The organism is Streptomyces sp. NPDC026377 (assembly GCF_055567715.1).
On sequence record NZ_JBVHPV010000027.1, the window covers coordinates 1 to 14,912 of the forward strand.

Consider the following 14,912-nt stretch of genomic DNA (forward strand, 5'->3'; position numbering starts at 1 on the left):
GAAGCTGACGTTCACGTGAGCTGGGAGCCAGACCACGAGCCCGGGACATGGACCGCAAACGTCGTCGCTGATGTCCGCCTTCCGAGCGCCTGATCGCGCTGCACCCACCCACGGGGGCTGCCCAGCCTTCATAGGGGTGCCACCTGGGCGCAGTTCGTGCCGACGACGACGCTCCGCTCCAGGCGGTTCACGACTACGGGCCGCTCGCCCCAAAAGCTACTGGCCACTCTCGGGTGGGAGACCGCGGGGCAGCCCACGGCTGCGTCGACGTAATACTTGCGGATCAATGGGCCGAACCTCTTCGGCTCATTGCCGAAGAGCATGAGTCTGATGTGCGCGACGGCCTCCGCGTGAGTGAGCGCGGGCGCCTTCGTCGTTGATGGCTTTCCTTGTCGTCCACCAAGGGGAGCTGAAGGTCCGGTCAGCGGCAGACCATCGGCGGGCAGGGATTGCGCAGGTCGCGTCTGTTCACGCGCTGGTTCTACTCGTATAGACCACCACGGTGGTGTCATGCCGTCAGGTGCCCCGGGATCCCTGCCGTGGGCCCGACGTGACGGAGACCCCCACATGCGCATGATCCATCGACTCACCCCTGCTGCGGCCGTGTTCACTCTCACCGCCGTCGCCCTCGGTCTGACTACCGGCACGGCCCCCGAACTCCAGCTCCCCGACCGCCGTCACGAGTGACCGTTATTCGCCGCCCACGCATGCCCGAGCCAACGCATGCCCGTGCTGCTGGCCACCAAGCGTCGCGCCTCCGCCTGCTCGTGCAAGGCGAGGCGCGACGAGGGTTCCGATCAAGGGCGGTGTCCCGGTATCCTCCCGCGTGGAGTTGGGATGAAGGCCCGTGGTCGCACCGGCATCCCAGCGCCCCTGCCTACGCAGTACCCGCACGGCGCTGTCCGGATGCCTGGGACTTGCTGGAGCCGCATCGGCGGGCACGCCGGTGATCTTGTCCTGCGGGTTTGTGAACCCGTCATGGTTGTTCAGCCGCGGGAGGGGACCTCGGCCCGTGGATTTCGTGATCATGGGCGCATCGCCCGCATTCGAGGAGGGGCTGTTCGCGCTCATCGCCGAGCACGCGGATGATCTGACGATCGAGGCCGATCGGCAGTGGGCCATCGAGCGCGCGAAGGACTTCGTCCGCATCATCACGTCGGCCGCCCGAACCCAGCTGCACGACGTCCTGAACGGCGGGGGATACCGGGCGGCCGCCAACCTGCGCGACATGGGCCGCGACCTCGCTGGCTCCTCCATCGCCCTGACCAAGACCCTCACCAAGGGCGTGGTCGACGGGCTTTGGACCTCCGGGATGCCCGCGCCCATCACCACCGACTACGGCCGCGAGAAGCCGCAGAACAAGAAAGTCGAGGGCTACCTGGCAGTTGTCGGTGCGGCCGGCGGTGCCGGCGTATTGGCGCTGGACCCCGGCGGAAGTGGTGCCCTTCTTGATGAATCCGGTGTCCTCGATGATCAGGACACCGTCGTCCTCGCCGAGCCTGTCAGCGACGTATTGCTGCAGGTCATCTCGGATGTCGTCGGGCTCCCACTTTGCGCCGGCCAGCAAGTGCTGAAGACCGTCGGGAGTGGCGTGGCCCGCCTGCTCGGCCAGCTGTTCTTCCGGGCGACCGGGGCCAGCAACCCGCGTACGTAGTCACGCATCCGACGCCGAAGCTCCACCCGGCCAAAACGATGGCCGATGCTGACGAAAAGATCGTCGATCTCCAGGTCCCACTGCGCGACAGAACGCTCGGTCAGCACGAGGAGACCTTGCCCTTCGTCGCTGTCATTACCGGCGGTGTTGTCGCACGTTCGAAGGGCGGCCTCCGTGAGACCGTCCCTGACCTTGCCCCAGCCCGCTACACTCCAGCCGCCCAGTCAAAACCCACAGGTCAGACAGTGAAATCCTGCTGGAGTACTAGTACTCCAGCCGTAGTTCGCGATCACGGCGAGTCGCTGTTCACGACCCGTAGACGAGATCCGCGCCCCCACTGGCCTCAATCAGCCAGGACAGCGAACCGCTTCCGAAGGGCCAGCCGGTGGTGGCCACCTGCACCCAGCCGCCTGACTCGTCGGTTCCTGCGTGCCACCACCACCAGCTGCGATCGTCTCCCATTCCTTCCTCAGTCGGGTCGAAGTAGTACAGCCATCCCGAGAGCGTCCAGGGCCCCTGATCGACGGCCGCTCTCTGCTCTGGCGTCATTGCCCGCCACTGACGCAGCCACGCCTCAACGTCGAAGGGCTCGCCACGCTCCGGTTCCGGGGTTTCGGGCGCGCACCGCTGGATGAACCAGGTCGGCAACAGCTGCGGCCAAAGCTCATCCGTCGGCCAGTCGCCCGTCTGGGCGACCACACATGTCAGCACCGCACGCGCGTTGTCGACGACCTGGGCTGGGTCCTCTGCAGTGAACCGGAGGCGCACGAGAAACGGCTGGGGCTCCTCGTCATCCTCGGCCCCTAGTCCAGATCGAAGTCGCCGCAGCTCGCCTGTCATGATTTCCACGGTGAGGAAGTATGCACCGGCACCGACCTGGCGACATCTCAATATCGCCACGGGTCAAGGGACACGATCCTCTATGGCTGGACCGTTGCTTGTCGCCGGTAGTGGCAGGCTCGGGCGCAGGCTTGGTGTCGGCGTCGCCAGTGTGACCAGCGCAGGCGGTGTGCGAGGTCGTGGACCGGGCTGACCATGGCGGCGAACAGGTGCTGGATCTCGTTGCCGGTCAAGGGAATCAGGCTGTCGAGAGTCGGCCGGTCGCGGCGTTCGGTGGCTGCGGTGACGGCGAGGAAGGCGTGGGCGAGCATCGCGACCTGCGGCGTTGCTTGGGGCACGGACGCAGGCACGTTCCCGGGCTTCTGCTTGGGGAAGATGCATCGGCAGCCCGTGAGGGTGAGAGCGTCGATCTGCCGCTCGAGGTTCTGTCCTCGGGTGCTGACGCGGGCGTAGCCGATGCCGATCTCGGTCGGGTGGAGGGGGAAAAGGGGCCAGGGGGTCATCGTCGACGGTGTTGCAGGCGCTGAGGCTGTCCACGTGTCGATCGTGCCTTTCCTGAACGCTGCGGTGGCCGCGTGTCGGCGTACACGTGAACGTCCCCAACCGCGTACGGATGAAAAGGGACAGTTGCTCATGCGTTGAGACCTGCTGCTCGGCACTCTGCTGCTTGGTCGTTGAGAGGTGGCGGAAGGCGGTCGGCGGGGTCCTGGATCCGCATCGTTGGTTGGAATTGCGGCGCTTCCGGGGTCTGTTGGAGTCCGGGGCGATCAGCCTGTCGGAGGTGGCCCGAGAGACGGGGCTGGACCGGAAGACGGTCCGCAAGTATCTGTCGGCTCCGGGTCCGGCGACCCCGCCGCGCCGTTCACCGAACGGGCGGTCGAAGGCGAGGGTGATCGACGAGTTCGCTCCGCTGGTCGATTCGATGCTGCGGGCCGAGATCTTGATGAAGGCCGCGGTGATCCACGGGCGGCTGGTGGCGGAGTACGGGTTTACCGGCAACTACCAGCGCGTCAAGCTATACGTTCAGGAAGCCCGGCCTCGGATCGCCGAGGAGCTCGGCATCATGCCGAAGGAACTCGTCGGCATGCACCGCCGGTTCGAGGTGATTCCCGGCGCCCAGGCCAGGTGGACTGGTGCGACGAGGGCAGGATCCTCGCCCACATGGGCATCCCGAAGGTCCATTTCCTTCCACATGACGCTGTCGTACTCACGAGACCCGTTCTGCTGCTTCACCACCAGCCAGGACCCGCAGATGTTCTTCGACTGCCACCGCCGGGCCTTCCCCCACTTCGGCGGCGTCCCGATGACGATCGTCTACGACCGCACCAAGACCGTCGTCCGACGCCACGTCGCTCCGCGGCGGCCGAGCACTTGAATCAGTCGTTGATCACCCGCTGAAAGATCTCGGAGAACTCGCCGTTCTCGATCAGTCCGGCGATCACGTCGGTCATGTTGTCGATGCCGGGATCCCTGACGATCAGGCCGTCCGAGACCCAGAAGTACCGGCCCCCGAGGGCCTCGCCGGTCCCTACCCAGAGTTTCATCAGGCGTTCGACTTCCGCGACGGTGAACACGGTCGCGGTCCAACGAGATCCATCCTTCAAAGCCACGAAGACATCGACGTTGCAGACCTCGTCCAAGTCCTCGTCGTCGCTGGGCAGGAACGACGCCTGGAAGTCCGCCATGCGGACCCGATACCAGGGCTCGTCCCACCCTCGCTCGATCGATTCAGACAATGCGCTGTGACTCATCGGGCGAGTGTCCCTGGTCGGGGCATCGATCTCAACCGAGATCCTCTGCCGTGCTGCCGCTGCCTGCGGTCAGAGCTGGGGACGTTCGTCCGTACGCAACTGGGGAGAAAAGTCCGTACGCCGACACCTGGGATTCCGGGGAAGTCAGTGTCAACCTGCGCAGGCCCCGCCGCTACCACCGCGGTCTCCAACGCGCGCTCTTCCTCTCTGCTCGGGTCAGCGTGTTCTGGTGCCCGATCTCGAAGGCGTACTACGACTGAAAGAGGAAGGAGGGCAAGGGGCACAAGCAAGCCGTCCTCGCCCTCGCCCGGCGCCGCGTCAACGTTCTGTGGGCCATGATCCGGGACACAGTTGCCTTCCAAGCCGCGCCGTCGTGCGTGAAGCGCAGCTGAGCGTCATTCCTCCGGGGGCAGGGGCAGCAAGCTGCCGCTCCAGCGTTCCTCTCTCTCCGCGGCCGACGTCACCCGGAGCCCGAAGGCATCTTCTGCGAGAGCCAGGACGCTGTGTATTGGAGCCGACTCCCTCGGAACGAGGCCGAGGGGGCGCATGAATGCCTCAAGCCGGTGGGGGTCCAGGCCGGTCGGGTCGAGCGGCTCAAGGGTGTGGAAGTCGACGACGATGCCGCCCTCGACCGCGTACTTGAACCAGTACATCGGCTTCTCGTTGTAGTGCAGCGCCACGGCCTCCGTCCCATGGGAGACCCTGGACAGCACTCCCTCGTCCAGTCCGTGCATGCCGCCCTGCTCCCACGCCCAGGTCCACAGGCCGTCGCTTCCAGTTGTAACCACCGGCTCGTCCTCGTCGAGCAAGGTGTCACCGAATTCGTCCACTAGGTCCACCGAGTCGCGGAGCGCCACGGTCTCGGGATCCGCCCCCATGCGTCCCAGCAACTCGGTGGGAGACAAGCCTTTGGCGAAGGTGAGGGTGTAGATGGGAATGTCCGCACGAAGAACGTCCAGACCACGAGCCTTATCAGTACCTGACATGGTCAAATCCTGGCATGCCTCACTGACACACCGAGCGTGCAACAACGCTGCTTTCGCCTTGACATCGAGATTGGGAACTTACCTTCGGAAGCTGGAGCCAGGCACGCACGGCAATGACGGCCGCCCGTGCCGTCCCTGTGACCGTCCCTGTCCTGGCCGTCTGATTCCAGCCGACGAGGACGATCTGTGCGCGGTCGCGCCCACAGGACCGTGATCCTCATTCAGGGGCGCAGGCATGTTCACGTGGGACTGCCGTTCAGCCCTCGGTATCCATTGGGCCGCACGTCCGCCGTGTGGGCCCCGTTCCGCTCAGATCGCGGCACAGCCGAAAATGGCGGTCGTCATCGTCTCCCGGGCGGGATGGAAGGGCCGACGGACGAGTTCGTGGAGGCGGGCGCAGTACGGCGGACCCAGGTGCTGGCTGACTCCGCAGACTTCCAGCCAGGCGGGCAAGTCTGTCGCCACCGCTGGTTGGGGCTGTTCAGCTGTGGTCCGGATTCTTGGGTGGGCGGCTTGTGATCCTGGCGAACAGTGCGAACACCGGGCGGCGGAAGAACGCGAGGATGACGCCGGCAGCTGCGATGACCGCGCCGACAGCGATGATCCATTCCTTCATCTCGCCCACCCGGTACGCGAGGGTGGTCTTCGCGGTCAGTTCGAGGGCAATGGGGGGTGTTGTCCGTGCCAGCACGTTGGTGGTTGCACCCTGGTAGGTCTCGACGACGAGGTTCAACCGGTGGCGCCCTGGAGTTCGTGGGGTGAGGTTCCACTGCCATGCGACAGCGTTGTCGCGCGTGAGCAGTTGGTGGTTGGAGCCGTTGAGCTGGATGTCGACGTCCCCGTCCGGGGCGGTGAGCTCGGCGCCCTGCACACCGCCCACCAAGAGGCTGCGGCGCGCCACGATGTGGTCTGGCTTGGGTTGGTCGCCGCCGAGGGCAGCGAGCGTGACCGTCAGTTCGGTGGTGTCACCGACGTCCACGGGCGAGGGCGGATCGTACCCCAGTTGCCCTTCGAACAGCCCTGCCCTGTCTCGCTCGGCTTTGCGCTGGAAGACGACTTGGTCCGAACCGCTCCCTTCCGCCACACCGCCACTCACCGCACCGCCGGAAGTGGCCAGGTCGGCACCCGAAGTCTCCTCTGGAGGACCGCTGGAGGTGTCGGTCTCGCTCAAACCACCGGAAGCATCCGTCTCGCTCGGACTGTCGCTGCTGCCCGAAGTGCAGGCCGTGAGGCTGTTCAGTGCGATCAGGAGGCTGACGATCAGCACTGCCACGCACAGCCGGAATCGGCGTCTCGGTAGAGGCACGAAACTGACCCTAGTGCTCCTCCAGCTCGAATACTGCGCTGGTCACCGTGTGTCGGGCAGGTCCCTGGGTGAGCGCGCGGTGCTCAGGCGGCGTGTGTGAAGCGGCTGCGCAAAGCACGCGGGTGGCTCACCCGCCCTTCGCCTTCGTGCTCCGCGGGCCGCCGCATCCGGCGGGCGAGGCGTGCCTGGTGGACCAGGTGCTGGGTGTCCGCCTGGCGCAGCAGCTTGCCCTGGTTCACCTTGTACATCTCGTACTCAAACATCGTCGGCTCCCGGGCGACCCTCGTGTGTGTGTGGGGGGCTCAAATTGGTGGTTCCTCGCTCCGTGCGATGCCTCAACTTTCGTCTCACAGGGAGCTTGGGGCATCGGGAGTGCCTCTCGCCTCACCATCCTTGCGCTTCTGCGACGCAGGTCACGATCCGATGCACTGTCGATCAGCTCAAGTGTCCCTGTGGCCAACCTGAGAACGCATTCCGGCCTCGGCGCAGCACTGTTGGAACAGCTCGACGGGCGGCGGCGGACGGATGCTGCGTTGACGGCCCCCGCCCCCGCCCCGCCGACGAGGACGCCGGTCAATATTGCGTTGTCGGTCCCGGTCGGCCTGCGGGAGCATCCCGTGCATGGACGAGCCCGCCGAGAACCTCAGTTGTGGCCAGGTGGAGCTGCGCCGGCGGCGCAGGAGCGATCTCGACGCCCTGGAGCGGGCGATCTCCGAGTCCCTGGACCATTTGCTGCCGTGGATGCCCTGGGCAGCCGACACCAGCAGAGGTCATACCTCCGATTTCCTGGCCCGCTGCCAGGAGGAGTGGGAGACCGGGCAGGCCTTCGGGTATGCGATCACAGCAGAGGCCACGGTGATCGGCAGTTGCGGCCTCATGCGTCGCATCGGGGCCGGCGGCCTCGACATCGGCTACTGGCTCCACCCTCGTTGGACCGGCCGGGGGCTGGCCACGATGACCGTCACGGCTCTTGCCCGCCAGGGCTTCCAGCTCGGGGGCATCGACCGCCTGGAGATCCATCACGATGCCGCCAATCCCGCCAGCGGAGCCGTTGCCCGGCGTGCGGGATTCACCGAGGTGGAGCGCAGACCAGCACCCCAGGGTGCGGCAGCTCCGGGCGAAGTGGGAGTGGACGTCATCTGGCGGATGACGGCGGGCCAGTGGGCGACGAGGGGGAGGACATCTCAAGGGTCGTGAACCGGTGGGGCCCGGACGTACGCCTGGCTCTGTCCCGTCCCCCGTGCGGCGGCCCCGGGGGCCATGGGTGCGACTGCCGCGCCGGGACTACTGGAACGTGCGGTGTGGCGTGCAGTTCGTCGAGAAGCCGGGATGGAGGTCGGCGAGATCGTCCTCGATGAGCCAGTGGCCGAGCGCGGCGCTCAGGTGCAGGTCGGCCGCCCTCCCTCTGGAGATCGCGCGATGCTCGCCGAGTCGCAGCAGCAGGGCATCACGTGGTCCGGGCCGGTGTCCGGCGCGCCATCTGTCAGCGGGGTGGAGTGGCGTGACTTCTACCGGGCGCGGGGTGGCGTGCCCTCTACGAGGCGTGAGTCGGCGAAACACCAGCGCAGCCACAGCACCGACGCGACGTTTCAGAACGGCGCGCCGAACGTCCTGTACGCCCAGTACGAAGCCGTTCCATCTGCGGCTGTACACGTCCACCGCTGCACGGGACGGCGGGCCGGGCATGGGGCGGATGTACCTCGACCAGGGGTCGACTCTCCATCCCCGGCCCTGGCAGAGGGGGGCTGGGCACCCGGAGAGCTGAACCGCTCCCGGGCCAGGGCGGGGTGCCGCTGCGGCGCCAGTTCGTGCGGGCTGGCGCCGATCCACTGCTGGCGGCTCGGGTCGAGAGGACCCAGAAGGAGACTCCTCTCGTCCCGGGCGAGCCGGTCGAGCAGCAGGCAGCGGTCGGCCATCTCGTCCGCCTCGAGGCCTCGGAGGGTTCGAGGACGGCCGTACCACCGGCCGGGGAGGTCATCTCGGGCTCGGTCCACCGTGTCATGCCAGAGGTGAAGTGGCGCAGCGCGGCGCCCGCGCCGGCGGCCGGACCAATGCCCGCGTCAGTGACCGGCTCCCCGACCGCGCGGTCGAGCTCCGCCACCCACAGGCGCACAATCCGCGCGGTGATGGGGCGCACGCCGGACTCTTCCCGGGTCCGGTGTGGGCCGGTGGGCCGGATGGCCCGGTGGGCTCGGGGTCCCGGAGGCCCGGCGGCGCCCTCGCAACAGAGCGCGCGGGGGCGCCCTACCGGTATCCCGGCGTCAGCAGTGGAGAGCCACTTCCCGACCGAAACCATTGGAGGGGGCGGTCGGCGGCCGGTAGCCAGGCGGGAAGACGACCTTGAAGTACATCCCGCCGCGGTACTTGCCGGGGCTGCACCGTACCGCCGCGTTGTTCTGCGCGGAAGCGGTGTTCCTCTGCGTCCTCAGCGCGAGCTGGTTGACGAGGTGTCCGTTCTTGTAGAGAGCGGCCCGCGTGGTGATCTGGGGCACCGGCGCGGTGCAACGTACGTCCTGGGCGCCATCGTGTTCACGCGGCGTGGCTGACGTTCCCCTTTCCACCGCTCCAGCCTGTGCACGCGGCGACTTTGGATGTTAGCGATGTGCACGGGCGGGTCAGCGACCTCACCAAGGGATGGCGCCGGACTGCCGGAAGGACACCAGGAACCAGATCGCCAGAGCGAGGAGAATCAGGATGAGGCACCCCAGAGCCCGGGCCCAGGTGGGCGTCCCTCCTCGTGGTTCGGTTGGCATGTCGCCTCAGCGTTTCGTCGTAGGGCGGGTTGATTGATTGACAGTAGTCGGCGTTTCCCCGCCGTCGGGGTCGCTTCTTCCGAGGGCGGCAGACGCTGCCCTCGCGTGCGGGCCTGCTGGTCCGACCCTGCGGAGGACCGCAGCACGTCTGCTGACGCAGAAACGGGCGCCCCCTGCCTCGTTCTCGCCTGCTGGCGGACCTCTCCCTGCTCGCCTTGCCCGTTTCCGAGCAGGGCCCGGACCCCGAGAGAACCCGGAGACCTTCGACCGCTGGTATAGCGGCTGGCTGGAGAAGGTCCCACCGGCCGGGGCGGTTTGCCGAGGCGGGGCCGGGGCGCCCGTGTGTTCGTCATGCCGGGGGAGACCGTGATACCGCAGTACCGCCGGGGCCCCGGCGCGCCGTAACGTCGTGGCCGGGACCGTCGCCGTCGCCGCGATGGGCTGCGTGTCCGGCCGGGACACCCCGGTCGGGCCCAACTGGCGCGGCGAGCGCGACAGCGGGGCGTTCCTCACGGTTCGACGGCGCCGCGGCGCCGCCACCGAGGTGCAGGCCGTGGCATACCCCCGACGACGACCTGTCGGGATACCAGCCGGGCCCGCCGGGCCGGCTTCATTTGCGAGGCCTCCCGGACGGCCCCGCAGACCGCAGGGTCCCCACGCCGCCGTCCCGCCACCGAGCCCGCCGCGCATAGGCAGACGTCCGGGAGACCCGCAGCCGCCGTGCGACCTGCGGCACGGGTACTCCTCGGGCGAGTAACACGGCCGTTTCGAAGCTACTTGCTCGCGGCGGGTATGCTGCCCGGCGGTCAGGCCGCCGCCATCCGGATGGCGCATCTTCCCGGGATACACCACCCACCCGCAGACCGCTGGTAGGGCGTGGACATCGGCCATCGTCACGAAAGCCGGGTTGAGGTCGACACCGCGCACCACCTGCCCATACGTGCGGAACCTTGCGAGGTCGCGGCCCGGACCGCATCCCGTGTCGAGGATCAGCGAGGGCTTCGGCAAGGAGCCGGCGAACCGCTCGACACGATCCGCCCGCGTCTTCGGAGCATGTACGGCCCGCATGGGCGGCAGCGTGATCGCTGTGGACGGCGACTGACTCGGCGACAGGATCCAGCCGTTCCCTGCCACCCGTGGTACGTGACCTCGTCCCACCCATGCTGACCAGCTCATGCGTCGTCGCTGACCATCGACCAGCGCGCGAAGCGGGATCAGGCTCGTATTCGTACGCGTAGGCAGAACGGGCGTTCCCCTGGCACCGGAGCGTTGCTCAGCCCCCCAGCGCCCGAGTCCGAAGCACCTGGTACAACTCGACGTTTTTCGTCGTCCCGAAGCGAAAAGATCATAGTCGGAACCCGTGAGGCTCGGCAGCCTGGTGGCTTCTCGTCGGTGGAACCTGCTTGTTGACACCAAGTGGTTACGCCTCTCGCTACCGACCGCGAGTTGACGATCTTCTTCTCGCCAGTTCGCTGTTAGCTGTCCGCTTCACCGGCGGCGCCCAGCCACACCCGGTGACGCTGGAGGTCGACCTGACCGTCCACACAGGGCCGCGCCACTGGTGTAATCCCAGCATGGACGGAACTACAGCAACCCTGATCGGTACCTCCATCGGCACGATCGGCGGGCTGGCCGGTGGGCTCTTCACCGCCTTCCTCAGCAGTCGGCAGGCGCGAGCCCAGCGTGAGGTGGAGGAGCGGCGCCGCAGAGATGACCTGCGGCGTGAAGCATGCAACGCCTTGGCCAACGCAGCGCACCAGTATCGGATGCGCTGGTGGCAGTTGAACCTCAAGTTGGACAGGGGAGTCGCCGATCAGGAACTGTTCGACGGTAGTGCGGCGCTGTGGACCGAGGTGACCGCGGCACACAGCCGAGCGGCGATCGCTGGGCCAGCGAGTGTCGCGGAGGCCGCTGACGTACTGCTGGCCCAACTGCATGCGATGGATGATGCTGGCACGGAGTGGTTCTTCACTGTCAATACCGGTTCTCAGCACAGTGTGGATGTACTTCGGGACAAGCTCCTAGTCGCGAGGCGTGCAGTCCGGGTGGGGGCGTTCGCGTCCGTCGTTCGGCGAGAACTCGCCAACGACGAATCGTCTTACGTCGGCACCCGCCCACAACCACGAGCGGCTGAGGGCACCCCCTCGCCTCGTGAGCATCCCCTCGCCAGCCCAGACACGGCCTGAATGGCGCCCGCCGGGACGTCCAAGGGCGTTGCGGCTAAGCGGTGTTCGGGCTCGGGGCAGCCCGTCGCGAGTGTTGCTCCCGGCCAAGCGGCTCTCCTGTGGGACCGCGAGGAGGGCAGTGAGGTTCAGGGACTGAGCGGGATGCGGGACCAGACGGTCTTTCCCGGTGGCGGGGGGCCCGCCCCCAGGCGGAGCTGAGTGCGGCGACGATCTGCAGCCCGTGCGGGGGGCCGCCGTGACGTGGGGGCGGTAGGAGGCGGGGGGGGGCTGGGGTCGCTGACTGCGCAGATCAGGTCGGAGACACCTAGGTGCAGGGTTAGCCAGAAGGGGGTTGTGAGGCATTGTGCCGTGGGGCTTGCATGGCGCAGGGCGTTGGTCATGAGTTCGCTGACGACGAGTTGAGTGTGGTGGGCGAGATGGCCGTCGTCGGGCTCGTGCGGGGAGAGCCTCCAGCGGGTGAGGCAGCCCAAGATGAATGCGCGTGATTCGGCCACGCTGCGGGGTCCGGCTTTGAACTGGTGTGCGGCGCCCCACCTCCGATGCACCCGACGCACCCCTCACCACCGACCGCCAGTGCTTCACCTACGACGCCATGGGACAGCTCACCGAGGCCTGGACCTCCCCCAACCCAGGCTGCCTCGCCTCCGGGCAGACCACGCGAGCCCCGCTCGTCAAGGACGCCTCCGGCGCGGTGACCGGGACCAACGTCACCGACGCAGGCGACGGTTACTGGCAGACCTACAGCTACGACGCGCTGGGCAACCGCACCAAGCTGGCCGAGCACAAGGCTGCCCCCGCCATCAGCGGCGGCAAGGTCGACACCACGAGCGACGTCACCAGCGCCTACGCCTACGGCATCGACCCGCCCGGCTCGGGGGTGCGCAAGCAGCCCCACGCGTCACCGGTATCACCAGCAACAGCAAGGCCATCGACAGCGCTGCCAGCCTCGGCTACGACTAGTCCGGCAACACCACGAGCAGGATGTACGGAGGCGACATCCAGACCCTTGCCTGGACCTGGGACGGCAAGGTCGAAAAGGTATCGGGCTTCGGCAAGGACGGCGAGGGTCAGGTCGTCGGCTTGGCAGGCAAGTGCCTCGACCTCGACCTGGAGCTGTCCTCGTGCCATGGCATGAAGTCCCAGCGCTTCCAGCTCGACCTCGCCACCACCAGCGGCGCCACCACGGGTGCGCTGAAGATTCTCGCCAACTGTGTGATGCCCACCAGCGGCGGCACCACCCCCCGGCACGCAGGTCGCCCTCGCCGCCTGCACCGGCGCCGCGAACCAGAACTGGACCAAGACCCCCCGGCGGCACCCTCAAGCACACCGCCTCGGGCCTGTGCCTGGACGTCCTGGGCGCCAACAGAGACGACGGCGCCATCCTCCAGCTCGCCACCTGCAACGGCAGCTCCGGACAACAGTGGTCGTTCGCCGATGAGACGAGGTACGTCTACGACGCCACTGGCAGCCGTCTAATCGCCTCGGCCCGGGGCGCCCACACCCTCTACCTCGACGACAACGAACTGAGCACCGGCGCCGCAGGGGCGTGTCCTACTGCCAGCGCTACTACGGCAACGTCGGCGCCACCGTCATGCGCCAGTCCCTGCACGGCTCCGCCACCACCACCCTCACCGCCCTGGCAACCGACCACCACGGCACCGCCATAGCCTCCATCACTCTCGCTGCCGGCCGGCAAATCCAACGCCAGAAGAGCGACCCCTTCGGCGTCGAACGCGGCCACACCAGCGGCCAGTGGTCCACCCACCGCGGCTGTGGCGTCTTGACGAGCTGGTGGGCCCCATTGATCAGCGCAAGGGAGTCGCGCTCGCTCATACTGCGACGCCTGCCCTTGTGTCCCGCCGGGTGAGAGAGCGACCGGTGGCCCAGCCGGGTCCGCGAGCCGGGCGGCACCGCCATCAGCCCGGCTACCGACAGTCGCCCCGAGCGTCGTCCGCTGACCGTCACCACCGGAGTCATCCGCGTCGACCCCAAGTGCGCCCCTTGTGCGGTCTGCCAATCAAACCCGGCTTCGTCCTCGAAGCAGAGGTAACCCCCGCAGGCCCGCCCGGGCTCGTTTACCTCTGCCCAGGCCGCCCGCGCCGCGGTCCACACTTGATCCTCCATCCAGCCGTGAGCGCCGGACCTTCCCCCAGAGACGCGGCAAGTCTCTCCAGACACCGGGCGGACCAGCGGCACCGGTCGCCACAGGGGCCTCGTGAACCAAGCGTGTCAGCTCCGTCCTGCCGCCACAGTTGCTGCCACTGGCTTCACCGATGATCACCCTGACGAGCCGAAGTCAGTCATGCGCGGCGGTCGCGCCGTTGGTCTTGACGCGCCGCTCCCGGCTATCAACCGACGAAGCCGGCACGGGCTCCGCTCGCGGAAAGGCTCGCCGGTAGTGGCTCGGTGAGACTCCGATCTGTTTGAGGAAGTGGTGGCGGAGGTTGTTCGCCGTGCCGAGGCCGCTCAGCTCTCCGACCTTCTCGATCGGCAAGTCCGTTGACTCCAGCAGGCTTTGGGCCCGCCCCAGGCGCTGGTTGAGGAGCCACTGCAGGGGGGTGGTGCCGGTGACCGCCTGGAGGCGTCGGTACAGGGTTCGCGGGCTCATCGCCGCGCGCTGGGCCAGGTCTTCGACCGTCAGGGGCTGGTCCAGGTGGGCACGGGCCCAGTCCAGGACGGGCGCCAGGCTCGTGTCGTCGGTGGTGGGAACGGACATGTCGATGAACTGGGCCTGGCCGCCGGGCCGGTGGGCGGGTACCACCATCCGGCGGGCCAGCTGGTTCGCGACGTGGGCCCCCAGGTCGCGGCGCACCAGGTGGAGGCAGAGGTCGAGTCCGGCGGTGAGTCCGGCACTGGTGAGCACATCGCCGTCATCCACGTACAGCACCGAGTCGTCGACGTCCACCTTCGGGTAGCGCTCGGCCAGTTGAGCGGTGTGCATCCAGTGGGCGGTGGCCCGCCTTCCGTCCAGGAGCCCCGCTTCGGCCAGGGCGAAGGCGCCGGTGCACAGGGAGACCATACGGGCCCCGGCGTCGTAGGCGCGGCGCAGGGCTGCGATCAGGGTCGGCGGCAGGGGTCTGCCCTCCTCGACGCAGTCATCGGGCACCGAGGGCACGACGACCGTGTCGGCGCCGACGAGGTCATCGAGCCCGTAGCGGGTTCGCAGCGACAGCCCGTTCACCGTCGCGGAACCGTCCTGCTGACTCTGGCCTGTACTGCACAGCCGCAGGTCGTACCAGGGGTCGGCCAGGTCTGGTTGCGGCTTGCCGAAGACGGTGCAGGGGATGCTCAGCTCGTACAGGTCCCACGAGGGGAGTGCGATGTCCTCGGTCACGACCACAGCTACGGAACCAGGGTTCATACCTCGAAGGGTATGGCAGGAATTTGGTGGACGCCGTCATCCGGGTCACTGTGCTCGGCCGACGCCCGCTGCGAT

At 67.7% G+C, this 14,912-nt stretch carries 15 protein-coding genes and 4 pseudogenes; 6 read left to right on the plus strand and 13 right to left on the minus strand.

The features are described from left to right. Positions 1-1,369: 1,369 nt before the first annotated feature. The 3 genes and pseudogenes from ACZ4MU_RS33175 to ACZ4MU_RS33185 form a co-directional block, all read right to left on the minus strand. A pseudogene (locus tag ACZ4MU_RS33175) lies at positions 1,370-1,728 on the minus strand (transposase); the annotation flags it as partial. Positions 1,729-1,960: 232 nt separating this feature from the next. Beyond that, positions 1,961-2,494: a hypothetical protein gene (locus ACZ4MU_RS33180; RefSeq protein WP_467883296.1), complete on the minus strand. Its 534-nt coding sequence runs from the start codon at positions 2,492-2,494 to the stop codon at positions 1,961-1,963. A gap of 80 nt (positions 2,495-2,574) precedes the next feature. Next, positions 2,575-2,811: pseudogene (locus ACZ4MU_RS33185) on the minus strand (IS701 family transposase); the annotation flags it as partial. A gap of 572 nt (positions 2,812-3,383) precedes the next feature. Between ACZ4MU_RS33185 and ACZ4MU_RS33190 the strand changes: the two are divergent. Then, positions 3,384-3,869, plus strand: a complete 486-nt coding sequence (locus tag ACZ4MU_RS33190) for a DDE-type integrase/transposase/recombinase (protein WP_467883255.1) — start codon at positions 3,384-3,386, stop codon at positions 3,867-3,869. Position 3,870: 1 nt separating this feature from the next. Here the strand turns inward: ACZ4MU_RS33190 and ACZ4MU_RS33195 are convergent, their stop codons facing one another. Further along, entirely contained in the window at positions 3,871-4,245 is a 375-nt protein-coding gene (locus tag ACZ4MU_RS33195; protein WP_467883256.1) for a hypothetical protein, read from the minus strand. A gap of 131 nt (positions 4,246-4,376) precedes the next feature. Here ACZ4MU_RS33195 and ACZ4MU_RS33200 point away from each other — a divergent pair. Further along, positions 4,377-4,637 (plus strand): annotated as a pseudogene (locus ACZ4MU_RS33200) (IS110 family transposase); the annotation flags it as partial. Positions 4,638-4,640: 3 nt separating this feature from the next. On the opposite strand, the gene ACZ4MU_RS33205 reads toward ACZ4MU_RS33200, so the two are convergent. From ACZ4MU_RS33205 to ACZ4MU_RS33215, 3 genes are all read right to left on the minus strand, one after another. Continuing rightward, positions 4,641-5,231, minus strand: a complete 591-nt coding sequence (locus ACZ4MU_RS33205) for a DUF6461 domain-containing protein (RefSeq protein ID WP_467883257.1) — start codon at positions 5,229-5,231, stop codon at positions 4,641-4,643. Positions 5,232-5,712: 481 nt separating this feature from the next. Then, positions 5,713-6,504 carry a hypothetical protein gene (locus ACZ4MU_RS33210; RefSeq protein WP_467883258.1) on the minus strand — a complete coding sequence of 264 codons (792 nt, stop codon included), beginning with the start codon at positions 6,502-6,504 and terminating at the stop codon, positions 5,713-5,715. A gap of 116 nt (positions 6,505-6,620) precedes the next feature. Beyond that, positions 6,621-6,800, minus strand: coding sequence for a hypothetical protein (locus tag ACZ4MU_RS33215; protein ID WP_467883259.1), 180 nt, complete (start codon positions 6,798-6,800; stop codon positions 6,621-6,623). Between the two features lie 358 nt (positions 6,801-7,158). Here ACZ4MU_RS33215 and ACZ4MU_RS33220 point away from each other — a divergent pair, with 358 nt between their 5' ends. After that, the gene (locus tag ACZ4MU_RS33220; protein WP_467883260.1) at positions 7,159-7,734 is read left to right on the plus strand and encodes a GNAT family N-acetyltransferase; all 576 of its coding nucleotides are present in this window, start codon (positions 7,159-7,161) and stop codon (positions 7,732-7,734) included. Positions 7,735-7,821: 87 nt separating this feature from the next. Here ACZ4MU_RS33220 and ACZ4MU_RS33225 read toward each other — a convergent pair whose 3' ends face one another. The 3 genes from ACZ4MU_RS33225 to ACZ4MU_RS33235 all read right to left on the minus strand — a co-directional run bounded on the left by ACZ4MU_RS33225 (position 7,822) and on the right by ACZ4MU_RS33235 (position 10,266). Further along, positions 7,822-8,196 carry a hypothetical protein gene (locus tag ACZ4MU_RS33225; protein WP_467883261.1) on the minus strand — a complete coding sequence of 125 codons (375 nt, stop codon included), beginning with the start codon at positions 8,194-8,196 and terminating at the stop codon, positions 7,822-7,824. Positions 8,197-8,798: 602 nt separating this feature from the next. Beyond that, a complete protein-coding gene (locus tag ACZ4MU_RS33230) occupies positions 8,799-9,029 on the minus strand; it encodes a hypothetical protein (protein ID WP_467883262.1) in 231 nt (76 codons plus the stop codon). Between the two features lie 871 nt (positions 9,030-9,900). Then, positions 9,901-10,266, minus strand: coding sequence for a helix-turn-helix domain-containing protein (locus tag ACZ4MU_RS33235; protein ID WP_467883263.1), 366 nt, complete (start codon positions 10,264-10,266; stop codon positions 9,901-9,903). A 3-nt stretch (positions 10,267-10,269) separates the two neighbouring features. Between ACZ4MU_RS33235 and ACZ4MU_RS33240 the strand changes: the two genes are divergently transcribed. Together ACZ4MU_RS33240 and ACZ4MU_RS33245 are read left to right on the plus strand one after the other, a co-directional pair. Then, positions 10,270-10,392, plus strand: a complete 123-nt coding sequence (locus tag ACZ4MU_RS33240) for a hypothetical protein (protein ID WP_467883264.1) — start codon at positions 10,270-10,272, stop codon at positions 10,390-10,392. A gap of 412 nt (positions 10,393-10,804) precedes the next feature. Next, positions 10,805-11,476: a hypothetical protein gene (locus ACZ4MU_RS33245; protein ID WP_467883265.1), complete on the plus strand. Its 672-nt coding sequence runs from the start codon at positions 10,805-10,807 to the stop codon at positions 11,474-11,476. Between the two features lie 125 nt (positions 11,477-11,601). Here the strand turns inward: ACZ4MU_RS33245 and ACZ4MU_RS33250 are convergent, their stop codons facing one another. Then, complete coding sequence (locus tag ACZ4MU_RS33250; RefSeq protein WP_467883266.1) at positions 11,602-12,030, minus strand: ATP-binding protein; 429 nt, start codon at positions 12,028-12,030, stop codon at positions 11,602-11,604. A gap of 567 nt (positions 12,031-12,597) precedes the next feature. Here ACZ4MU_RS33250 and ACZ4MU_RS33255 point away from each other — a divergent pair. After that, the gene (locus ACZ4MU_RS33255) at positions 12,598-13,143 is read left to right on the plus strand and encodes a ricin-type beta-trefoil lectin domain protein (protein WP_467883267.1); all 546 of its coding nucleotides are present in this window, start codon (positions 12,598-12,600) and stop codon (positions 13,141-13,143) included. A 106-nt stretch (positions 13,144-13,249) separates the two neighbouring features. On the opposite strand, the pseudogene ACZ4MU_RS33260 reads toward ACZ4MU_RS33255, so the two are convergent. Then, positions 13,250-13,740, minus strand: a pseudogene (locus ACZ4MU_RS33260) (IS630 family transposase); the annotation flags it as partial. Positions 13,741-13,772: 32 nt separating this feature from the next. Then, on the minus strand, positions 13,773-14,816 hold the full coding sequence (locus tag ACZ4MU_RS33265; RefSeq protein ID WP_467883297.1) for a GlxA family transcriptional regulator: 1,044 nt from the start codon (positions 14,814-14,816) through the stop codon (positions 13,773-13,775). Between the last annotated feature and the right edge of the window lie 96 nt (positions 14,817-14,912).